The organism is Candidatus Izimaplasma bacterium HR1 (assembly GCA_000755705.1).
GTDB lineage: Bacteria > Bacillota_I > Bacilli_A > Izemoplasmatales > Izemoplasmataceae > Xianfuyuplasma.
On sequence record CP009415.1, the window covers coordinates 1,129,546 to 1,151,345 of the forward strand.

At 31.7% G+C, this 21,800-nt stretch carries 20 protein-coding genes; 16 read left to right on the plus strand and 4 right to left on the minus strand.

The window, feature by feature from the left end; genetic code table 11:
• Positions 1–92 precede the first annotated feature (92 nt).
• The 7 genes from KQ51_RS09430 (at position 93) to lpdA (ending at position 9,210) form a co-directional block, all read left to right on the plus strand.
• Positions 93–1,676: an HU family DNA-binding protein gene (locus tag KQ51_RS09430; protein WP_052609248.1), complete on the plus strand. Its 1,584-nt coding sequence runs from the start codon at positions 93–95 to the stop codon at positions 1,674–1,676.
• Positions 1,677–1,768: 92 nt separating this feature from the next.
• Positions 1,769–3,607 (plus strand): lipoyl synthase, encoded by a 1,839-nt coding sequence (gene lipA, locus KQ51_RS09660; protein WP_081909922.1) that lies wholly within the window; start codon positions 1,769–1,771, stop codon positions 3,605–3,607.
• Between the two features lies 1 nt (position 3,608).
• On the plus strand, positions 3,609–4,697 hold the full coding sequence (gcvT, locus tag KQ51_RS05485; RefSeq protein ID WP_038469896.1) for a glycine cleavage system aminomethyltransferase GcvT: 1,089 nt from the start codon (positions 3,609–3,611) through the stop codon (positions 4,695–4,697).
• Positions 4,698–4,710: 13 nt separating this feature from the next.
• Entirely contained in the window at positions 4,711–5,088 is a 378-nt protein-coding gene (gene gcvH / locus KQ51_RS05490) for a glycine cleavage system protein GcvH (protein WP_038469899.1), read from the plus strand.
• Positions 5,089–5,099: 11 nt separating this feature from the next.
• Entirely contained in the window at positions 5,100–6,428 is a 1,329-nt protein-coding gene (gcvPA, locus tag KQ51_RS05495) for an aminomethyl-transferring glycine dehydrogenase subunit GcvPA (RefSeq protein WP_038469902.1), read from the plus strand.
• The gene (gene gcvPB / locus KQ51_RS05500; RefSeq protein WP_437178355.1) at positions 6,422–7,873 is read left to right on the plus strand and encodes an aminomethyl-transferring glycine dehydrogenase subunit GcvPB; all 1,452 of its coding nucleotides are present in this window, start codon (positions 6,422–6,424) and stop codon (positions 7,871–7,873) included. The genes gcvPA and gcvPB overlap by 7 nt, the downstream gene beginning before the upstream one ends.
• The gene (gene lpdA / locus KQ51_RS05505; protein ID WP_038469908.1) at positions 7,870–9,210 is read left to right on the plus strand and encodes a dihydrolipoyl dehydrogenase; all 1,341 of its coding nucleotides are present in this window, start codon (positions 7,870–7,872) and stop codon (positions 9,208–9,210) included. The genes gcvPB and lpdA overlap by 4 nt, the downstream gene beginning before the upstream one ends.
• A gap of 29 nt (positions 9,211–9,239) precedes the next feature.
• On the opposite strand, the gene KQ51_RS05510 is transcribed toward lpdA, so the two are convergent.
• Genes KQ51_RS05510 through KQ51_RS05520 form a run of 3 tightly spaced genes read right to left on the minus strand, consistent with a single transcriptional unit; the run spans position 9,240 to position 12,251 of the window.
• Positions 9,240–11,087, minus strand: a complete 1,848-nt coding sequence (locus KQ51_RS05510; RefSeq protein ID WP_038469911.1) for a hypothetical protein — start codon at positions 11,085–11,087, stop codon at positions 9,240–9,242.
• 26 nt (positions 11,088–11,113) lie between these two features.
• The gene (locus tag KQ51_RS05515) at positions 11,114–11,680 is read right to left on the minus strand and encodes a prepilin-type N-terminal cleavage/methylation domain-containing protein (RefSeq protein ID WP_038469913.1); all 567 of its coding nucleotides are present in this window, start codon (positions 11,678–11,680) and stop codon (positions 11,114–11,116) included.
• Complete coding sequence (locus tag KQ51_RS05520) at positions 11,673–12,251, minus strand: prepilin-type N-terminal cleavage/methylation domain-containing protein (protein WP_038469916.1); 579 nt, start codon at positions 12,249–12,251, stop codon at positions 11,673–11,675. The genes KQ51_RS05515 and KQ51_RS05520 overlap by 8 nt, the downstream gene beginning before the upstream one ends.
• Positions 12,252–12,834: 583 nt before the next feature.
• On the opposite strand from KQ51_RS05520, the gene KQ51_RS05525 reads away from it, so the two are divergent.
• The 8 genes from KQ51_RS05525 to KQ51_RS05560 all read left to right on the plus strand — a co-directional run bounded on the left by KQ51_RS05525 (position 12,835) and on the right by KQ51_RS05560 (position 20,442).
• The gene (locus KQ51_RS05525; protein WP_038469919.1) at positions 12,835–14,001 is read left to right on the plus strand and encodes a hypothetical protein; all 1,167 of its coding nucleotides are present in this window, start codon (positions 12,835–12,837) and stop codon (positions 13,999–14,001) included.
• A gap of 13 nt (positions 14,002–14,014) precedes the next feature.
• A complete protein-coding gene (locus tag KQ51_RS05530) occupies positions 14,015–15,703 on the plus strand; it encodes a GspE/PulE family protein (protein ID WP_038469922.1) in 1,689 nt (562 codons plus the stop codon).
• 10 nt (positions 15,704–15,713) lie between these two features.
• Complete coding sequence (locus KQ51_RS05535; protein ID WP_038469925.1) at positions 15,714–16,937, plus strand: type II secretion system F family protein; 1,224 nt, start codon at positions 15,714–15,716, stop codon at positions 16,935–16,937.
• A gap of 125 nt (positions 16,938–17,062) precedes the next feature.
• The gene (locus KQ51_RS05540; protein ID WP_038469928.1) at positions 17,063–17,506 is read left to right on the plus strand and encodes a type II secretion system protein; all 444 of its coding nucleotides are present in this window, start codon (positions 17,063–17,065) and stop codon (positions 17,504–17,506) included.
• A 73-nt stretch (positions 17,507–17,579) separates the two neighbouring features.
• Positions 17,580–18,335, plus strand: a complete 756-nt coding sequence (locus KQ51_RS05545; protein ID WP_038469931.1) for a prepilin peptidase — start codon at positions 17,580–17,582, stop codon at positions 18,333–18,335.
• A 16-nt stretch (positions 18,336–18,351) separates the two neighbouring features.
• Entirely contained in the window at positions 18,352–19,293 is a 942-nt protein-coding gene (pilM, locus tag KQ51_RS05550; protein WP_038469934.1) for a type IV pilus biogenesis protein PilM, read from the plus strand.
• Positions 19,294–19,295: 2 nt separating this feature from the next.
• Entirely contained in the window at positions 19,296–19,868 is a 573-nt protein-coding gene (locus tag KQ51_RS05555) for a hypothetical protein (protein ID WP_038469937.1), read from the plus strand.
• Positions 19,858–20,442, plus strand: a complete 585-nt coding sequence (locus KQ51_RS05560; protein WP_038469940.1) for a hypothetical protein — start codon at positions 19,858–19,860, stop codon at positions 20,440–20,442. Before KQ51_RS05555 ends, KQ51_RS05560 begins: the two co-directional genes overlap by 11 nt.
• 11 nt (positions 20,443–20,453) lie before the next feature.
• Here the strand turns inward: KQ51_RS05560 and ispG are convergent, their stop codons facing one another.
• On the minus strand, positions 20,454–21,506 hold the full coding sequence (gene ispG, locus KQ51_RS05565; RefSeq protein WP_081909966.1) for a flavodoxin-dependent (E)-4-hydroxy-3-methylbut-2-enyl-diphosphate synthase: 1,053 nt from the start codon (positions 21,504–21,506) through the stop codon (positions 20,454–20,456).
• 114 nt (positions 21,507–21,620) lie between these two features.
• Here ispG and rpmG point away from each other — a divergent pair, with 114 nt between their 5' ends.
• Positions 21,621–21,770: a 50S ribosomal protein L33 gene (gene rpmG / locus KQ51_RS05570; RefSeq protein WP_437178347.1), complete on the plus strand. Its 150-nt coding sequence runs from the start codon at positions 21,621–21,623 to the stop codon at positions 21,768–21,770.
• Positions 21,771–21,800: the final 30 nt, after the last annotated feature.

Here is a 21,800-nt window from a genome sequence, read left to right on the forward strand (position 1 = left end):
GCCTTGGAGAAATAAAAAAATGGTCAATCATTGACCATTTTTTCTTGTATTTGTAGTGAAATTGTTATACAATATCTCTAAGGGGTGATTTGATGTCCAAATTACAATTAATATATGAAAAATTAATGAGAATTGCTTACATTTTTGGAGGCATATTTTTTGTCTTAGCATTGATTGACTTTTCTGCCGCAATGATGACTGGAGCATTTAGTTGCTCTTCAGGAACTTGTGGAATTGGCGAGGCATATCCTTTCTACAAAATCACATTACTGCCACTAATTATTGTTACCCTAGTATTCATACTTGCTGGTTTCATATTCTTTAAGTTAGCGCATAAAGAATCAGACTTACTTAGTGTTAGTGATTATAAGAAATCAATTGAGGAAGAACAAGAATCTGATGATGTTGTTTCTCGAGAAGACTTATATGAGAAATTACGACGTGGGAATCGAAAACAACGTGTTCACAAAGAGCCATTTTTTAAAAGACTCTCAGCCTCTATTTCTGGTTTCTTTAATAATATCAGTACGAAACTTAAAGAAGCTAAAGAAAACAGAGCAAAGCATTCTGCTGAAAACAAAGCTGCTGAGGTAATTGCTAATAAAGAAGAAGAACAAAGAATTGAGAAAGTCAAACTCGAAAGAGCGAGAACAAAACTTAATAAAACTGCTCTTATACTCCTATTAAGCAAGAATACCGAGTTGACACAAAATAACTCAAGATTGTTTGTTAATTCATTCCTTGAAGTAGTAAAAGATAGTGTTATTGAAGGTGAAGAAGTAAAACTTGCCAAATTTGGACGTTTTGCAAAAGTGCATATAAAGGCACACAAAGAGATTGATCCTAAAACTAAAATTGAAATTCAAATAGAGGAACATAATACAGTTGATTTTATAGCTTACAAACCATTCTTGCAACGTCTTAATGAAGGTGTTGAAGTTGAAGAAGTTATAGAACCTGAACCTGTTAAAGAAGAACCAAAGCCTAAGGTTGTCAAAGAAGTTAAAGAAGAACCTGTAGTAGTGGAACCTAAAGTGGAACCGAAACCTAAGGTTGTCAAAGAAGTTAAAGAAGAACCTGTAGTAGTGGAACCTAAAGTGGAACCGAAACCTAAGGTTGTCAAAGAAGTTAAAGAAGAACCTGTAGTAGTGGAACCTAAAGTGGAGCCGAAACCAAAGGTTGTCAAAGAAGTTAAAGAAGAGCCTGTAATAGAGGAACCTAAAGCGGAACCGAAACCAAAGGTTGTTGAAGAAGTTAAAGAAGAACCTGTAGTAGTGGAACCTAAGGAAGAACCAAAACCAGAAGTAGTCGCAGTTGTTAAAGAAGAAACAAAGGTTGAAGAGAAAAAAGATGAATCTGTTGCACCTCCAAAACCTGTAAAACCAAAACCAGCTGTTAAGACTAAAAAACAAATCATTGAAATGATGGATGAAACTACAGATTTAAGCAAAAACAAAGCTAACAAATTCCTTAAATTCTTTGCCGAAGTTGTTAAGCAACAATTAGCGAGTAGAGATGATGTTGAATTAGAAGGAATTGGATTCTTTACAACTATAGAAATGCCGGCTAAAGAAGCCGTTAACCCTCAAACTAATGAGAAGATTGTTGTTCCTGCTCATCATCAAGTTAGATTACGTTTTGATGAAGAAATAAAAGACAAAATGAACAACCATTAAAAGGTGGAATTTTACCACCTTTTTTTTGTTGGAAAAAATGGTTGTATTCCAAAAAAAATATGTTATCATAATGGTAGAAAGATGGTGATGACATGCTCTTTATTAATACCAATACCACCAATCATCACTCTTGCTCATACTACTTTGGGTTAGAAGAATATTTAATCAAGGATTATAAGGGCGATGATGACATCTTTTTATTATGGAGTGTTAATCCTACTGTAATGATCGGTAGACACCAAATAACTACAGTTGAAATAGATCAAAAATATGTTAATGAAAACAATATTGAAATCATTCGACGAAATAGTGGTGGTGGTGCTGTTTATACAGATCATGGGTGCTTACAATTTAGTTTTATCACAGATAAAAAGTATCATGAGGATATATTTGGTTCTCACGTTAACGAGATTATTGCAGCTATTAATAAACTTGGCTTAGAGGCGAAATTTACTGGAAGAAATGACATTTTAGTTAATGGTCGTAAATTTAGTGGTAATGCTGAATATATACATAAAGATAAAATGGTAATCCATGGAACGATATTATTTGATAGTAATTTAGATCATTTAATTGGCTCTTTAACTCCTGATAAATCTAAGCTAACAAAACATGCAATTTCAAGTGTGAAATCACGTGTTGTAAACATTGGGTCTATGATTGATATGGATATAGATAAGTTCTATAATTATTTAGTGAATGAAATAAAATCAATCGAAATTCCTTTAGAAGAACTTGATCATAAAAAAATTGAAACATATACACAAAAATTCTTAACAAAAGAATGGAATTATGGTAAAAATCCAAAATTTGAATATCATAATAAACTTAAATTTCCTTCAGGAAATGTTACAGTTGATGTTGATATTAAGAATAATAAAGTAAAAAATATAAGAATAACCGGAGACTATTTTAGTCTCAAAAAAATTCAAGAATTTGAAAACGCTTTTATTGGTATTGAATTTACAAGAAAAAGTTTTTTGGAAGTCACTAAAAGCTCTAAGGTAAGGGAATATATCTATAAATTGAAAACTAGAGAATTCTTAGAATTATTTTTTGGTGAAGTTGAAAAAAAGCGGTCTAAAAAGCCTGATTTTCTTAAGATAAATTTAGCGGATTTAAATAAGAAGACTAAAGAGATTAGAACTTTATTAAATCAGAATCATCTACATACGGTTTGTCAAGAAGCAAGTTGTCCAAATCAATTAGAATGCTTTAGCAACAAGACGGCTACATTTATGATTTTAGGGACAAGATGTACCAGAAATTGTCGATTTTGTGATGTTGAACATGGTAAACCAATGGCACCTGATAAAAACGAACCTGATAACTTAGTAAAAGCAGTGAAAGTTATGGGCTTAAAACATATAGTTATTACATCCGTGACAAGAGATGATTTACTAGATTATGGTAGTAAACATTTTGTTGATGTAATCACAAAGTTAAAACAAGAAGTACCTAATACAACAATCGAAGTATTAATTCCTGATTTTATGGGTGATTTCGATGCAATTAAGCGAGTTGTTAAAGCTAAACCAGATGTTATTAATCATAATCTGGAAACGATAAGAAGACTATATAAAGGTTTTAGAGATAACGCAGATTTAGATAGAAGTTTAAAAGTCTTAAAAACTGTTAAAGAATTAGACCCTAAGATTCTAACAAAAACAGGTATTATGGTTGGAATCGGAGAAACAAAAGAAGAAGTCTATAGTTTGATGAAAGAATTACGCGATATTGATTGCAATATTATGACAATTGGCCAATATCTCCAGCCTTCTAAAGAACATGTTGAAGTTGTTGATTATATTAGTTTAGAAGACTATGAATTATATAAGGCAAAAGGAAAAGAATTAGGATTTAGATATATAGCTGCTGGACCAATGGTTCGAAGTAGTTATCAGGCATATAAACAGTTTAAAGGAGAATAATATGAAAAGAACAGCATTGTATGACGCTCACGTTAAATTAGGAGCAAAGATAGTTGATTTCGCAGGATATGAAATGCCAATTTCATATACATCAATAACGGAAGAACATAACTATGTAAGAAATAAATGTGGAATATTCGATGTATCACATATGGGGGAAATATGTGTTCGAGGAGATGAAGCTGCACAGTTTGTTGATCATATCTTTACAAACGATGTACTTTCAATGCATGACAATCAAGTACTATATGGAATGATGTGTTATCCAACAGGAGGAGTTGTTGATGATTTATTAGTTTATAAGTTCAATGACAAACATTTCTTATTAGTTGTAAATGCTTCAAATGTAGATAAAGATTATGCTTGGGTTTTAGAGAATAATACTTTCGATTGTAAAGTGTCTAACGAGTCAGAACATTTCGCTGAAGTTGCTCTACAAGGACCTTACGCACAAACGTTACTACAGGAATTAACTAGTTTTAATCTAAGTGAAATTACATTCTTTACATGTAAAAATATAAATGTTAATGGTGCTTTAGTTCTAGTTTCTAGAACTGGATATACTGGTGAAGACGGATTTGAAATATATGGAACACATAGTGATATTGTCGATATTTGGAATCAACTTATCGAAAAAGGTAAAGACAATATCTCACCAATCGGTCTTGGAGCTCGAGATACACTTCGTTTTGAAGTAGCATTACCACTTTATGGTAATGAACTTTCAAAAGATATTACACCATTAGAAGCAGGATTAGGATTTGCAGTTAGATTAAATTCTGGAGATTTTATAGGAAAAGATGTTTTAGTTAAGCAAAAAGAGCAAAAAACTACAAGAAGAGTTTGTGGTATAAAATTACTAGATAAAGGGGTTATTAGACATGGATATCAAGTATTCCATGAGAATAAATTAGTAGGAGAAGTTACTACTGGATATAAATCACCTAGTACAGGTGAAACTGTTGCTTTAGCGATGGTTGATCGTCCATATGATAAACTTGGAACGGAACTAACTGTTGAAGTAAGAGGTAAAATGAAAAATGTTGTTGTAAGAACAAAAAAGTTTTATAATAAAAATTATAAGAAATAGAGGAGGAAAAGTTATGAGCAAAGTTGTCGAAGGGTTATATTATACTAATACTCATGAGTGGGTAAGAGTGGAAGATGGATTTGCGTATATCGGGATTACTGATTATGCTCAAGAAAGTCTAGGGGAAATCGTATTTGTTGAATTACCAGAAGAAGAAAACGCAATCGAAGCTGGGGAAGAATTAGGAACTATCGAAAGTGTTAAAGCAGCAAGTGATATTAGTTCTCCTATTACTGGAACAATCGTTGTCGTAAATGATGAACTTGAAGATAGTCCAGAACTTCTTAATGAGGACTCATATGAAAACTGGATCGTTAAAGTTGACATGGAAAACGAGAGTGAACTAAATAAATTATTAAATGCTATAGAATATAAAGAAATTTGTGAGTAGGAGTAAATAATATGTTTAAATATCTCCCACATACAGAGCAAGATATAAAAGAAATGTTACAAGTTATCGGTGTTAAAAGTATTGATGACTTATTTCTTGAGATTCCTGAGGAATTAAAAAACTTAGATTTAAACGTCCCTAACTCGCATAGCGAATTAGAGATTTTTAAGCATTTCAATAATTTGGCAAATAAGAATAAAGTCTTGATTCCATTTGTTGGAGCGGGAAGTTATGATCACTATACACCAACCGTAATTAGACATTTAATTGAAAGGCAAGAGTTCTTAACTGCATATACACCATATCAACCAGAAATTTCACAAGGTACTTTACAATATATTTTCGAGTATCAAAGTATAATTACTGAATTAACTGGTTTAGATGTTTCAAATGCTTCAATGTATGATGGTGCAACTGCAACTGCTGAAGCTATGTTTATGGCTACTAACAGTAAAAAAAGAAATAAAATCCTTATTTCTAAAACAATGAACCCAAACATTATAAGTGTTGTTGAAACATATGCTAAATACCGTGAGTTTACCGTAGATTACATTAATGAAGTTAATGGTGTTACAGATATAGAAGACTTTAAAAACAAAAACTCTAAAGAATATGCAGGGGTTATAGTCCAAAGTCCGAACTTCTACGGAATCATTGAAGATCTATCTGGATATCGAGAAGTTCTTGATGAAACAAAAGGATTACTTATTGTTAATAGTGATATTAGTACTCTAGCACTATTAAAATCTCCAAAAGAGTTTGGTGCTGACATCGCCGTTGGTGATTGTCAAGCATTAGGTGTACCAATGTCATTTGGTGGGCCATATATCGGATATTTAGCGACTACTTCAAAACTAATGAGAAAAATGCCTGGTAGAATTTGTGGAGTTACGACAGATACTGATGGAAAACGTGCATTTGTCTTAACTTTACAAGCAAGAGAACAACATATTAGAAGAGAAAAAGCTAATTCAAATATCTGTTCGAATCAAAGTTTATTAGCTTTATTTGTTACAATATATGCTGCTGTAATGGGGAAAAAAGGACTCAAAGAAGTCCAACAAAACTCGTACAATGCTACTCATTACTTATATGATCAAATAACTGCATTACCTAATTTTAGTGCTGTATATGAGCAACCTTTCTTTAAAGATTGTGTCATTGAAACAAAATTAGACGTCGAATTGATAAATGAAAAATTATTAGAAAAAGGATTTTTGGGACCGCTTCACTTAGGAAAATATGATAATACTAAGCAAAATCAATTATTATTTAGTGCTACTGAAAAGAGAACTAAAGACGAAATTGATTTATTAGTAAATGTATTGGAGGAATTATAATGTATTACGATAATCTAATATTTGAAATTTCTCAAAAAGACCGTAAAGGATATAGTTTACCCAATTACGGAATTAAGCAATATGGTATTCCTAAAGAACTATTAAGAAGTGAAGAAGCAATTTTACCTGAAGTAAGCGAACTAGAAGCAGTAAGACATTATACCAATGTAAGTTTTAAAAACTTTGGTGTTGAAAAAGGTTTCTATCCGCTTGGGTCTTGTACAATGAAATATAATCCAAAGATTAATCAAGATATTGCTAGTCTTCCTGGATTTAATCTTCATCCATACCAACCACTAAGCACAATTCAAGGTGCATTAGAAGTATATTATGAAACACAAAGAATATTATCTGAACTAAGTGGTTTAGATACATTTACATTAAATCCTTACGCTGGAGCACATGGTGAACTAGTTGGATTAATGATTATGAAAAGATATCATGAAGATCGCAATGACACAAAACGTAATAAAATAATTGTTCCAGACAGTGCTCACGGAACAAATCCTGCAAGTGCAACTGTTGCTGGATTTGACACAGTAGAAGTAAAATCTAATGAAGATGGTACTGTAAATTTAGAAGATTTAAAGTCAGTTCTAAACGATGAGATTGCCGGAATCATGTTAACTAATCCAAATACTGTAGGTATCTTTGAAAAAGATATTTATGAGATTTCAGAATTAGTCCATGATGCAGGAGGATTACTATATTATGATGGAGCGAATTTAAACCCGATTTTAGGAATAGCTCGTCCTGGTGATATGGGATTTGATATTATGCATATTAATCTCCATAAAACATTCTCAACTCCTCATGGAGGAGGAGGGCCTGGTAGTGGACCTGTTGGTGTTGTTGATCATCTTGTTAAATATTTACCTAAACCAGTTGTTAAAAAAGGTAAAGATGGATTCTATCTAGAAGAAGACAATGAAACTACATTAGGTCAAATTAGCCATTTCTATGGTAATTTTGGTGTTGTTATTAAAGCGTATACATATCTGTTATCAATCGGTAAAGAAAACTTTAGCAATGTTGGAAAGTTAAGTGTTTTAAATGCTAACTATATCAAAGAATCATTAAGAGATTTATACTTGTTACCAATTAAAGGTGTTTGTAAACACGAGTTTGTTTTTGATGGTTTAATTGATAAAAGTGATCATGTTACTACTTTAGATATCGCAAAAAGATTATTAGATTATGATGTTCATCCCCCAACAATTTATTTCCCTCTTGTTGTAAAAGAGGCAATTATGATAGAACCTACTGAGACTGAAAGTAAAGTTGCTGTTGATAACTTTATTGAAGTTATGAGAAAAGTTGCTATCGAAGCTAAAGAGAATCCTGATTTAGTAAAAGGTGCACCATATAACACAGTTGTTAAACGTCTTGATGAAGCTCAAGCTGCAAGAAAACCAATTGTTAAGTATCGAGATTTACTAAAATGAGAGACTTAATTATAATTGGGGCTGGACCTGGTGGTTTTGATACCGCTATATACGCTAAAGAAATGGGCTTAGACGTCGTTTTAATAGAAAAGCATAAACTAGGTGGGACTTGTCTGAATTACGGCTGTATCCCCACAAAAGCACTATATCATAACGCAAAGAAACTAAAAGAACTCAAATCTCTTGAAGTATTTGGGATCAATGTTGAAAATTTCTCTGTTGATTATGATGTAATAAGAACTAGAAAAGAAACTATTGTTTCTAATCAAATAAAAAATATTTTAACAACAATCAAGAAACTGAAAATTGATTTAATTGAAGGCGAAGCTACAATTCTTGATAATAATACTGTTTTAGTTAATGGTGAAGAAATAAAAACTAAAAATATTATTATTGCGACTGGATCATCTCCTAAGAAATTAAACTTTCCTGGTAATGACTTAGACGTTGTTAAAAAATCTAAAGATATTTTAGCCTTAGAATTATTTCCTAAAAAAATGGTTGTTATTGGAGCTGGTGTTATTGGTTCTGAAATGGCTTCTATCTTTAATCAGTTTGATTGTGAAGTCTCACTTGTTGAATATCAAGATGAGATCCTTCCACCATTAGATAAAGAAATTAAAAAACGTGCTCGTAATCTATACAAAAGAAGTGGGATAGATATTTACACAAATAGTAGTTTAATTGAAGTTATCAAAAAAGATGATAAGTTTTATGCCATTGTTGAGTCTAAAGGAAAGCAAATAGAAATTGAAACTGATTTTGTCTTAGTTTCGACTGGACGAAAACCTAATTTTGGTAATCTTGATTTAGATAAACTTGGGATTGATTATACAGACCTTGGGATTGAAGTTGATGAAAACTTCGCTACTAATGTTCCTAATGTTTATGCAATAGGTGATGTAACTGGGATTCTTATGCTTGCTCATAAAGCAACATACGATGGATATAAAACAGTCGCACACATATTGGGTAAAGATATGAATATTAATTTCAATCAAGTACCTAGTGTTGTCTTTACACTACCGGAAATTGCTACTGTCGGAGTTATTGAAGAAGAACTCGAAGGTACCAATTACCAAAAGAATAAATTTATGTTTAAGACTAATGCTAAAGCACAGTGTTTAAATGAAACTGATGGCTTTATTAAGATGTTAGTAGATGAGAAAGGTATTTTAGTTGGTTGCCATATTATTGGACCACATGCTAGTGATTTGATTCATGAAGTTACAAGTGTAATGTATACAAAAATATCAATTGAAGATTATAAGAACATAATTCATGCTCATCCTACTATCAGTGAAGTTGTTGGAGAATGTATTAAAGGATTTCATTAAAAAAGGACCAAATTTGGTCCTTTTATTTTTTATTCAATCATAAATTCTGTAGTTAAGAATTCAGGGTCTTCTGAAGTTGATACTACGACACTATTAAATGTAGGTAAGTTTTCAAATCGATCTGCATACCAGCTACTAGACATTACATTAATTTCAAAGCGGTATGAATCATCACCATTTCCATCAACAAAGTTACCAGAATTATTAACATATCCATAGAAACTATTAACAACAATTCCTCTAATTGGATCTGTGCCGTCTTCCATAAAGATATTATTTCCACTCACTCCGAGTGCCCTTGCATATATTACTCCACTCATATTAATTCTTGAGTTTACAGCATCAATAATAATTGATTCATCAGTATAAATAAACATATAGAATCGATCAGATTGAGCTGAACTACTGTGACTCTCATCATGAGAGATAAAGTGAATATTATCTTTACACATGAAGGTGATTCCTGAATTAAATCCATGAGTATAGAATTGACGATAATCATCTAGTTCAATGAATGTTTCACCAAAGACCATAATAGAACCTTCCCAGTCTTTGTTTCCACCGGTAATATATAAGTTACCCGTAACTACAACTTCACCGTGTATATCTTGAGTGTTACTACTATTTAAATATAAATCTCCAAATACGATTAAAGATTCTGAAGTTCTAATTAATAAATCATCATTTATTACCAACGGTGCAGCAACAGCAGTAGGTACATCGTAGCTTGGATTTGTATCATTTCCAAAATACACAAATGATTTTCTTTGTTGGAATAGATCTGATGAAAAATCTACAGCATCAACATTAGCTGTTATATCAACAAAATCATCAGTTGGCCAAGTATATCTATAACCCATTAAGTAACCCCAACGAGGATGATATCTTGCTTCGACTTCTAACTCAGATGAGTTATCGTAGATGTCATTATCTAATGTGTCCCATGTTGCATTAATAGTTCTAGAAAGTGTAGGGGCATCATTTTCAATGAAATCAATTATATAATCATTATAATCAAAATCTCCAAAGAAATCTTGAATAACTACCGAACCAGTTGTACCTTGATCTGAAGGTATAGAACCTGTGAAATCTGCAAAATTATCTTTTTCAATAATGAATGGATCGTTTGTTGCATTTGTTGTATAACAGTTAGAACCACCACAATACTGAATTGAACTATTGTAATGAAGTTCAGCAGCAGTTTCTGTTGTAAGTACTGGATCACGTGAAATACTAAATGAAGTTAAGTTTTGATCAGTTGAACCATTTTCAATAAATGGCGCTAATCTACTTAATAGTATATTATTTCCAAATGCTTTTAAAGGAGTAGTTGTACCACCCCATCCAGCATCACTACTATAAACACCACTGTTGAAAATCAAATCACCACTTGTACCAATTGAGTATTCAAAAGGTGCAAAGGCAGTTGTTTCAACACCGACACTACTAACGTAATCGTACATAACAACATCGCGACCATCTGTTAGAGTAACCGCAAAGCGGTAAGCTCTAGCGTAAACAGTTGTTTGGTTATTAAGACCTTCGATGGTATCAGTTACTTCAGTTACAGTAACTCCATAAGTAGCAGTAGGGTTATTTTCATACAATGCTGTATAAGAATCAAAATTAAAACCATTAGCAGCAGTCCATTCTTCAAACTGGATAATTGCTAATCTAATTTTAGCTTTGGCTTCACTCTCCTCATTCAAGTTCTGCATCTCGGCAGTTGTACTTGATGCTAAGTTAATACTCATTGCTGTAATTGTTGAAACACTAAACGTCAAAACAGTAATAATAATTAAGGCGATTGCTAAAATGCTACCTCTTTCATTATTAACTTTCTTTGGTTTAAATAGTTTTAATATTTGCATAATCATAGTTGTCCCTCCTCTACAGAGTGATTTTAAATTATAATTGTAGTTTCAAAAGTTTTTACTTCAATCAGCACACCATTTTCTAAATATACTGATATATATAATGTTAATGTTAGTACAACATCTTCACAAGCTTCGGTAGTTGGATCACAAGTTGAATCAACTGGTGTAACTGTGAATGTTGTTAAATCATCATAATATACTGATGGACCATGTAAGACAGCTCCATCATAAGTAATTTGATTGTTATCTTTATCAAATACTAATGTTTGTGCTGGGACTGTTGAAGGTTCATATGTAATAACATAAGATACCGGATCAATCGTAATATCCCAGTCATGATTGAATGTTACAGTAATTGCACTTGCTGTTTCTGTGATAGAAACACTTTGGGTTTGATGTTCAAATATATTCCATTTTACCTGCTCAGCAATTAAATATGCTTCATCTTGTAGTCTACTATTAATTTGGATTTCATTACGTGCAGCAACAGACATTACAAGCATTTGGATTAACATGCTTAGTACGATACTACTAACCGCAATGGAAACGATAAGTTCTAATAAAGTGAATCCTTTTTCATTTAGTTTATTCATATATTGGGTCCGACCACCCTTCAAGTAGTAATCCGCTTACAACAATGGTGTTATAGGGATCATCACTATAATTTATCCAAACTGTTAACCTTATTAATCCTGGATTAGGATCAGTAGAAGGTGTTAAGAGGCCAATAACCTCCTGAACCTCAGCAGGGATACTTGGATCAATGACAAGTTGTGATTGAATTGTCGAAGTCATATTATAATCATATATATATACCTTAAAATGATTTTCATCAAAACTAACATTACTAAACTCAGAACCAAAGATAACATCACAAATTGTTTGATCATCTGATGCGCTTAGTTGTGTACATGTTGTTGAATCAAATTCAATATAATTATCAGTAGAAGCAGTTAATAAAGAATTGATGTCAGGATATGATAATTTATCAAAACCATAAACAGCACCTTCTGCTAGACTGACAGAACTTCGTCTTGTATGCAGCAGTTTATTGGTGTTAATGTTACCTACTAATGAGAACATCAAAGGAACAATTATTATACTTGAAATAACAACAACTGCTAACAATTCGATTATTGTGAATCCTTTTTCATTTTTGACCATTTGCACACACTCCTATCCTATCAAGTTGTAATTATACCATTTTTAACTACGAAAGTAAATTAAATTAGACATAATAATCATTTTGACTAGGTGGAAAATAACAATGCTAATTATTGTCGTAGTTGAAAAGTATCTAAATAGTATAATGTAGATTCTTTTTTTGCCTGTTAAGAAAATGTAAAGTTATAGTCAGTTTAATTTCATTATAATTTATTATTAGAAAATAAATGTGAAAATTAAGTGAAATTGTTATCTTAAGCAGAAGAAAATCAAATAAAAGTCAACAAGATATTTTGACCATAAGGATAATGTGGAAAACTCGCTTTGCGTGTTTGATATAGTTAAGAGTGAAGGCTACTTAGCTAATGCTTGTGTAAAAATAAAGATTTCATTAAAAAAAACCTTTTGATTGATTATTGAGATGGTTAATTAATTTAAATTGAAAATATTTACAAAAACAGTCAATTTAGAGTATGTTAAGGGTGAATTTATCAAATAAATGGCAAAAATCTTGGTTTTCTTTTGTAAAACTAGTCAATATGTTGTATAATATTTTTGAATATACTAGAGGTAGGGTGATTTTATGAATTCAAATTTCTCAAATAGTAATTTCGGAAGAGTATTGTATGTTGCAATCATTACATTGATCGTTGCAGCTACTATTTTTGTGATTTGGTATATGACTGCTGGTTACAAGCTTGGGACCTATGGTGCTGATACAAGGCTAGGTAGTGTTTATATCGCTGGACTTACTGAAGAAGAGGTTACACCTCGTTTAGATGAGAAAATAAATTATTGGTATAATGATGAAACAATTCTTTTTGAATTGGAATACCAAGGATATACTTACGCTTTTAATCGTAATTTATTTTTCTTTGATATCGACGAGTCACTTCATTTGATAAATGATGGAGTAATTAACGAAATATCAATTTATTATCAGGGTACTGACCGCGAAGGTGTAGTTACCCAAATTAGTAATTTAGAATTTTTAGATAATGTGATTGAAAATGTGGATTTAGATCGATTAATTAATGATGTTCTATATGATGCATCTTTAATGAAGTCATTTTCAATTAAGAATGTTGAGGATTATTTACTTCAACCAGCTGTGTCTGAAGATGATCTAAGTTCTATTGATTTAATTATCCCAGAAAGCGTTGAACTTGACGTCTTAATCGACTTAGTTTTAGAGAAATATCCAGATGGTTATATCATTGTGGAAAAGGAAAGTTTATTTGATGTAGTAGAAGTATTTGGAGATAACATGAATGACTCTGAAATGACAGTTTTGGCGTCTGCGATGTTGGCGCTTGTACTAGAAACTAACTTTATAGTTAATGAGGTTCACTACAAACCAACGATTGAGTTTGAGCAGTTTACATTAGAAAACTATCCATATTATGCAAGAAATGCCCGTACAGCTGAGGTTATAAATGAAAGTTTTACATTCTATAATCCTAATGCGAGTGCTTATATGTTTAAAATAAACGAACTAACTGCAACGTTATCATTATCAGGATTACCATTTGAATATGAAATTGTTGTTGAAGTAAATAGAACAGAATTACCTTTTATTACTGAAGGAACTCTAAATGTTGATTCACTACGAAACGGACATGAAGGAGTAATCATTGAAGTAACAAGAACTATTTATAATCTTTCAGGTGATATCGTTTCAGCTGAAACAAATATTTTATTTGAATTTTATCCACCGGTTAAAGAAATAGTATTTGATCCATTAAGCTAGGGGGAGTGGTATCATGGCAAGAAATGTCCAAAAACGTCTTGGAGATGTTTTATTTGAGCAAGGTGTAGTAACAGAAAAACAGATTAATGAAGCACTGAGAAAACGCGATAAAGGCGAAAAAATCGGTGAAGCATTAATTCGTTTTGATTACTGTAATGATTCTCAAATTGTTGATGCAATGGAAGCTTCATTGGGAATAAGAAGAGTGAATTTACAGTTATTATATATTGATGAAACAGTATTAAAGTTACTCGATGAAGAGTTTGTTACTAAGGCTAAAATTATGCCTATCAATATCCATGGTCGTCGTGTTGTTATTGCAACAAATGACCCTCTAGATTTCCCGACAATTGAAAATGTACGATTACGTACAGGGATGAATGTTGAGACAGTTTTAGCTACGCAAAACGATATAGATACAGCTATTGCTAGATATTACGGATTCAGTAAAACGTTAAAGAATCTGGGTATCGAAGTTAAAGAGCAAAAACGTGAAGATGAGAAATTCTATGAAGAATTATTATCAGATCCAGATGCTGATGCAAATGAATCACCAATTATTCAGTTAGTAAATCAAATTTTATTAACCGCAGTAAAATCAGAAGCATCAGATATTCATATTGATCCAACTGATATTGAATTTAGAATCCGTTACCGCATTGATGGTGTTTTAGGGACTGAAAGAACTTTACCAAAAGTTATTTTACCTAAACTTATTTCTCGTATTAAAGTAATGTCTCATATGGATATTACTGATACAAGAACTCCTCAAGATGGTCGTATTAAGACTGTTATTGAAGGTCGTCCTATCGATCTTCGTATTTCTACTTTACCGACAATACGCGGGGAAAAAGCAGTTATGAGGGTTTTAGATTTATCACGTGATAATAAAGGTTTAGATCGCTTGGGATTAAGTGATAGAGACCGTCGAATATTTGAAAGATTGATAAACAGACCGAATGGTATCGTTTTAGTAAGTGGGCCTACAGGTAGTGGGAAAACTACTACATTATATGCATCTTTAGATCAACTAAATGCTGATGATGTGAATATCATTACTGTTGAAGATCCAGTAGAGATTGAACTAGAAGGTATCAACCAAGTAAATGTAAATCCTGAAATAAACTTTACATTTGCCAATGCTTTACGTTCTATCTTACGTCAAGATCCAAACATTATAATGGTTGGGGAGATTCGTGATGGGGAAACTGCTGAAATTGCAGTTAAAGCATCATTAACAGGTCATTTAGTTTTAAGTACTATTCATACGAATAGTTCGGTTAAAACTATTACCCGATTAATTGATATGGGAATTGATTCATTCTTAGTTGCTTCTTCATTAAGTGGAGTAGTTGCTCAAAGACTCGTTAGAGTTGTATGTCCTCATTGTGCTAAAGAAGACAAGCCAACTAAATCAGAGTTAGAAGTATTTGAAAAGAATAACGTTAAAGTAACGAAGATTAAAAGAGCAGTCGGTTGTGAACTTTGTAATAATAAAGGATATAAAGGCCGTCATGCTATATTTGAAATACTAGATGTTAATGAATCAATTGTTAGAATGGTTTCTAATGAAGCAAAAGAATATGAGTTATTAGAAAAGGCTCGTTCAAACGGGACTAAACTTCTAATTGAAGCAGGATTAGAAAAAGTTAAAGAAGGTATTACCACGCTAGAAGAAGTAATGCGAATTAGCTTAGATTAGAGGTGTACTTATGAAAATTTTTGATTATAAATATCGTGCAAGAAGACTAAAAGATGGAAAAATTGTTCGTGGTTTAACTGAAGCACCTAATAAAAACATGGTGAGTAAGTTTTTACAGGAGCAAGGATTAAAACCAATTGAGATTTATACGCAAAAGTCTTGGCTTGGTGATGTGAGTCGTATTAGTTTTGGTGCAGTTTTAAAAGAAAGAGATTTAATATTTTACTTAAGACAACTTGGTTCATTACTAAACGCAGGTGTTAAATTAAATGAGGCAAGTGAAATATTAGCAACTCAGCAAACTAATAAACAAATAAGAAGAATCTTTTATGGAATCTACTTTGAAGTTAATAGTGGGACAACTTTAGCTGATGCATATAGTGAATATCCTAAAGATTTTCCTGAAATTCTAGTTTCAATGATTAGAGTTGGTGAAAAAACAGGGGATTTAAAAAGTGCAATAGAAGAGATTGTTTTATATTTTGAAACACAGTTTCGAATTAAAACTTCAATCAGACAAACATTGATGATGCCAATTATTTATTTAATAGTTGCATTCTTTGTAGCAATCTTTATATTCGTATTTGTAATGCCAGGATATGAGGACATGTTTAGTACAATTGAAGGCGCCAAAATGCCTGCGATAACCCAATTCTTTATTGATTTTGGTAACTTCGTTAAAGGCAATGCAATAATGATTGTAGGCGTGTTTGCATTAACTATTTTGACTTTTACTTATTTAAAAAGAAAGTCAAAAACGTTTCAAACGTTTTTATCATGGTTATCAATCAAAATGCCAATTATCGGGCAAATTGTTAAATTGAACAATTTATCAAGAATTGCTGCTACATTATCTCAAATGTTAAATAATCATGTACCATTACAAGAATGTTTAGTAGCGACTTATGATACTTTAACTAATAAGATCTATAAAGATTTAATAATAGAAGCGCAAAAAAATGTTAATAATGGGGACTATATGTCTCAAGCTTTTGAACATCATTATGCAGTTGAAGTTGTATTTACTAGAATGATCAGTGTTGGAGAGAGAACAGGGGACTTAGGGAAAATGCTTAAAAACCTTTCAACTTTCTATGATGAAGATAGTACTGTTAAAATCGACCGCGTTAGAAAATTGTTAGAACCATTATTACTGATTGTAATATTTAGTATAGTAGTAGTAATGCTTTTAGCTATTATGTTGCCTAGTTTATCGTTTACTGCACAAATCTAAAATTTGTGGAAAAGTCCGATTGACTAATTAAGTAAATTACAGATATTTTATTGACATCAGGTACACAAAAATGTTATATTAATTACAGAAGTAATTTGATATATTATCTTAAGGAGGAATTTATAATGAATAATAAAGGTGTAACTTTAATTGAATTATTAATCGTAATTGTAGTACTAGGTATTATTAGTGCATTCGCTATTCCAGCGGTTGGAGATATTATTACTAATACTGAAAAAGAAGCTGTTCTTCAAGATGCTAGAGCAATTGAATCTGCTGCTAGACTATATTGTGGGCAAAAAACTTGTACATCAACTGAATTAGCTGGGTTAACTTGGTCTGATTTAAGTTCTGGTGTTGAAGTGTTTGATGCTGATTTATATGAAGAAACTGACGGAGATGGAACTGCTGATACATTAGTAGCGTCTTACTCAGGTGGAGAATGGACAGTAATCTTAACTGCAAATGCTGCAGGAACAACAACTGGTGGAGAATATTCATTCGGTGCTAGTGCTGGTACTGGAGCTGTTCCAAGTTCATCAACAAAAGATCAAGTATTTATACCTTAAAAAAAGAGTCTAGACTCTTTTTTTTATAGGTACCGAAGTTTTTTTAATTAGAGAATAGTAAAGTGGTGATTTTATGATTATGGCTTGGGCGATTTATTTATTTTTTATCGGTTTATTCTTTGGTTCATTCTATAACGTTGTCGGGATCAGAGTTCCCCAAAAGGAAACGTTATTAGGAAGAAGCCATTGTCCAAATTGTAATAAAACATTAGGATGGCTAGAACTGTTTCCTATAATTGGTTATATTGTTTTAAAAGGTAAGTGTAAAAACTGTAAAACACCTATTTCGGTCAAGTATCCGATTATGGAACTAATAACCGGTGTTTTATTTTCGGTTTCATTTGTAATTTTACATGAAAATGTGGTAGAATATATATTAGTAGTGGTATTTATATCTTTAATGGTTATTGTGACTGTTAGTGATATGTATTACCAAATTGTACCGAACATAATTTTACTTGTATTTCTTCCGGTCATTTTTGGATTAAGAATGTTTTCTTCAGAAATCATTTGGTATTATTCAATTTTAGGAGGAGTACTTGGTTTTTGCTTTATGTATTTCCTTGCCTGGTATGGTAAAAAACGTTTTAAACGTGAGGCACTTGGTGGCGGAGATATTAAACTGTATTTTTTAATCGGATTATTCTTAGGAGTTGAAACAGTTTTTCTTTCATTACTGTTCGCAGCTATTCTAGGTTTGATCTATAGTGTTGTTTTTAGAAAAAAATCAGGTTATTTACCTTTTGTACCATTTATCGCGGTTGGTAGTATGATTGCTTATTATTACGGACCAATGTTTCTTGATTGGTATATGGGGTTAATATTCTAAGGAAGAAGGTGTTGGAATGTCAAGACTAACAATTAACTGTTTCTTTACTGATAAAGAGTTCAACTTTATTGAAAAACCAGACGGCTATAACATGAAAAAGTTAAAATATTCTAGTGTTAAATTGCCTCCTGGAACAATTGAAAATGGGATAATCTATAAAGAAGAACGTTTACTAAAACTTTTGAAGGATACATTTAAGTTATTCAAGATTAAAGCGCGTCGTGTGAATCTAATTGTCCACGAGGAACTTTTTACGTTCAGAAAGATTGAAGTGCCGATTATCTACAAACCAAGTGAAATTGGTGACTATATTGAATCGCAAATTGGTAAAACAATTATGATCCCATTCAATGATATGAAAATGGATTATATTATTCATAAGAAAAACGAGGATTCATATGAAGTTATTATGTTCTATGCTCCAAAGCATGAACTTAAGTCATATATTGATTTATTCTATGAAATGAATATGCAAGTGGTAAGAACAGATATTCCACCATTATCATTACATCGTTTATATTATTATCGTAAATATGAAGATTCTGATATCCAGTTCGATACTGATATCATGTTCCTAGCGATTTTTGATGATACATATTCAATGTATATCTTCGATCAGGAAATTCCAATCTTCAGTTTAGTACAAAACTTGAATGTTAGTCAGCTTCAAGGAGAAAAATACTTAAGTGTTTTAGATCAAGAAGTTGCTAAAATTTCCAATTACTATAAATATAACTTGAACGCTGGTGACAGAACTATTGAAAACCTTGTCTTGTTCAATATGTCAACCAAATTAACCAATGATCAAATCCATGATTACTTCTATGAAGAAGGTTCAAACCTAAAAGCTGAAGTCTTCGATATGAAAACAGTAAGTAAAATAGTAGATACTCTAATAGATCGTGAGTGCTACATTCCACTTGCTGCTAGTTTGCCAGAGACGAAAGGTATTTTCTAAAAATGCCTAAACGTCACGTTTATTCAAAAGATACACATGGGTTTGGAGACTTTGTTTATGTAGATTTATTACCAACAGTAAAACGTTCAAGACAATTTAATATGAATGTAATTATCGCATTGTTATATGCTATTGTATTAGCTTTCTTCTTAATATATAGACCATATAGTTCAGCAATGTTTGAATTAGAAGATTTAAATAGTAAAAACTATGATTATCGTCATGAGTTATCTTTAACACAAGCTGAGTTTGAAGGATATGAAATTGATCTTTCAGCAATTCAGTTTGATCAAGATATCTCTGAGTTGTTATTACTTCGTGTTGATTTTAATGGTTTATTAGATGATTTAGAAATTAAGTCCGATTTATATAAAGGTACTATTGAAGCTGTTAGTTATCGAGCAGAAACGAAAGAGTTTACAATAGAAGTATCGTTCCCATCGCAATACTATTACAATTCGCTAAACACAGAAATTCTTGGTTTAGATTGGGTTGTAACTAGTGAAGCTGAACAATCAGGTGAAGATGCTAATACTTATATCTACAAGATTGGAGTTGATTACCATGTTGAATAGAAGATTAAGTGAGTATTTATTCTATGGTTCATTAGCTTTAATTACAATTATCATTCTGTTAATCAATTTAGTTGTAATGGGTCGAATTAACGGTGAAATTGAAGATACAAGTTTATCAAACATTAATTTAGCAAAAGAAATTACGGCTTTAGAAGAAGTTGTTCAGGATAACCGTGAAGTTCAAACAAGTCATTTATTTGAACTTTATGATAAAGTTCCAAGTGTTTATTCAGGAACAGAATTAACATACAAAACAATCTCAATTTTAGAACGTTTAGGAGTCACAGAAGAAAGTGATATGCAAAGAAATGTTTTAGTAGATCAAAACGTTGTATTTGCTCAAGAATCAATCTTCTATGAGTTGGCTGAAAGTTATAAATTTGTTGAAGTTGAAGTATTCTTTACAACAGATGAAGCACAATTAGTAATTGATTTTATTGATGCTTTAAATGATAATGATCAAATCTTTGTAATTAGGAATGTAGCTTATCAAGTTCCTGAAGATGAAGACTTTCTAGGAATTACTGTAACATTCCTAGCAATGTATGATATAGAATTAGAAGAGGAAAGCTAAAAAGCTTTCCTCTATTTTTTTGGATAATTTTCAATTTCCTTAATCAATTCGTCATACATATCTTCCTCGTTAACTTTACGTTTCGTCTCACCGTTAACAAATATTAACCCACCGTTTCTACCACCAGCAATTCCGATATCAGCAGCTTTTGCCTCTCCGGGACCATTGACAGCACAACCCATCACCGCAACAGTGAGGTCGTATTCTTTGTCCTCTAGATAAGCTTCTACTTTGTTAACTAAATCAAACATCTTATATTGAAGTCTTCCACAAGTCGGACAACTAATCAATCGGGCTTTGGTGTATAAACCTAGACTACTTAATAATTCTTTTGCGACTTTAACTTCTTCGATAGGATCAGCCGATAAACTAACACGAATTGTATCACCGATACCTTCGTATAAAAGAATTCCTAAACCAATTGAACTTTTGATAGTTCCGCCGAATTTAGTTCCTGCTTCAGTAACTCCTAAATGAAGGGGATAGTCAAATTCTTTACTAGCTAGTCTGTATGCTTCAACAGTCTTATCGATATGACTACTTTTTAAAGATAGTACAATGTCATAAAACTTATATTTCTCTAATAAACTAACATGGTATTTAGCACTTTCTAACATACCTTCAGCAGTAACACCATATTTTTCGATAATATGTTTTTCTAAACTACCACCATTGATTCCGATTCTAATCGGTATTTGTTTCTTCTTACATGCATCAACAACTCTTTTAATTCTATCCTCACTACCGATATTGCCAGGATTAATTCTGATTTTATCAATCCCGTTAGCAATACAAGTAAGCGCAAAGCGATAATTAAAATGAATATCAGCTACTAGCGGAACATTTGTTTGTCTTTTGATTTCCTTAATAGCATCTGCGTCACTCTCATCAAAGATGGCTAACCTGACAATATCAGCACCAGCAGTAGCTAATGTATTAATTTGTCTAATAGTTTCTTCGATATTACTAGTTTTGGTAGTTGTCATTGTTTGAATCACAATTTTATTTTTATTACCAATTAAAACATCTCTAACTTTAATTAATTTTGTATTTTTTCTCGTCATCATATTATCACCGATTTAATTATACAATATGTATGACGAAAAATATACAAATGTGTTGATTTTATAATGAATAAATGATATATTATAAAAGACTTTTAGTTAGGAGGTATTATCATGAGAAGTGGATTTACATTGAGATGTACTGTATGTAAAAGCGAAAACTATCGTATGGCAAAAAACAAAAAACTTCATCCTGAAAGACTAGAAACAAATAAGTTCTGTCCTAAGTGTGGAAAAAGTACACAACATAAAGAGAAAAAATAAAAACTTCGTCTAATACCGAAGTTTTTTTAA

What these genes read in the sequence shown, in the direction of transcription:
- gcvPA (WP_038469902.1), top strand. Translation starts at nt 5,100, where the DNA reads ATGTTTAAATATCTCCCACATACAGAGCAAGATATAAAAGAAATGTTA.
- KQ51_RS05510 (WP_038469911.1), bottom strand. Translation starts at nt 11,087, where the DNA reads ATGATTATGCAAATATTAAAACTATTTAAACCAAAGAAAGTTAATAAT.
- KQ51_RS05525 (WP_038469919.1), top strand. Translation starts at nt 12,835, where the DNA reads ATGAATTCAAATTTCTCAAATAGTAATTTCGGAAGAGTATTGTATGTT.
- lipA (WP_081909922.1), top strand. Translation starts at nt 1,769, where the DNA reads ATGCTCTTTATTAATACCAATACCACCAATCATCACTCTTGCTCATAC.
- KQ51_RS05535 (WP_038469925.1), top strand. Translation starts at nt 15,714, where the DNA reads ATGAAAATTTTTGATTATAAATATCGTGCAAGAAGACTAAAAGATGGA.
- KQ51_RS05540 (WP_038469928.1), top strand. Translation starts at nt 17,063, where the DNA reads ATGAATAATAAAGGTGTAACTTTAATTGAATTATTAATCGTAATTGTA.
- KQ51_RS05515 (WP_038469913.1), bottom strand. Translation starts at nt 11,680, where the DNA reads ATGAATAAACTAAATGAAAAAGGATTCACTTTATTAGAACTTATCGTT.
- lpdA (WP_038469908.1), top strand. Translation starts at nt 7,870, where the DNA reads ATGAGAGACTTAATTATAATTGGGGCTGGACCTGGTGGTTTTGATACC.
- pilM (WP_038469934.1), top strand. Translation starts at nt 18,352, where the DNA reads ATGTCAAGACTAACAATTAACTGTTTCTTTACTGATAAAGAGTTCAAC.
- gcvH (WP_038469899.1), top strand. Translation starts at nt 4,711, where the DNA reads ATGAGCAAAGTTGTCGAAGGGTTATATTATACTAATACTCATGAGTGG.
- KQ51_RS05560 (WP_038469940.1), top strand. Translation starts at nt 19,858, where the DNA reads ATGTTGAATAGAAGATTAAGTGAGTATTTATTCTATGGTTCATTAGCT.
- gcvT (WP_038469896.1), top strand. Translation starts at nt 3,609, where the DNA reads ATGAAAAGAACAGCATTGTATGACGCTCACGTTAAATTAGGAGCAAAG.
- KQ51_RS09430 (WP_052609248.1), top strand. Translation starts at nt 93, where the DNA reads ATGTCCAAATTACAATTAATATATGAAAAATTAATGAGAATTGCTTAC.
- rpmG (WP_437178347.1), top strand. Translation starts at nt 21,621, where the DNA reads ATGAGAAGTGGATTTACATTGAGATGTACTGTATGTAAAAGCGAAAAC.
- KQ51_RS05530 (WP_038469922.1), top strand. Translation starts at nt 14,015, where the DNA reads ATGGCAAGAAATGTCCAAAAACGTCTTGGAGATGTTTTATTTGAGCAA.
- KQ51_RS05555 (WP_038469937.1), top strand. Translation starts at nt 19,296, where the DNA reads ATGCCTAAACGTCACGTTTATTCAAAAGATACACATGGGTTTGGAGAC.
- ispG (WP_081909966.1), bottom strand. Translation starts at nt 21,506, where the DNA reads ATGACGAGAAAAAATACAAAATTAATTAAAGTTAGAGATGTTTTAATT.
- KQ51_RS05545 (WP_038469931.1), top strand. Translation starts at nt 17,580, where the DNA reads ATGATTATGGCTTGGGCGATTTATTTATTTTTTATCGGTTTATTCTTT.
- KQ51_RS05520 (WP_038469916.1), bottom strand. Translation starts at nt 12,251, where the DNA reads ATGGTCAAAAATGAAAAAGGATTCACAATAATCGAATTGTTAGCAGTT.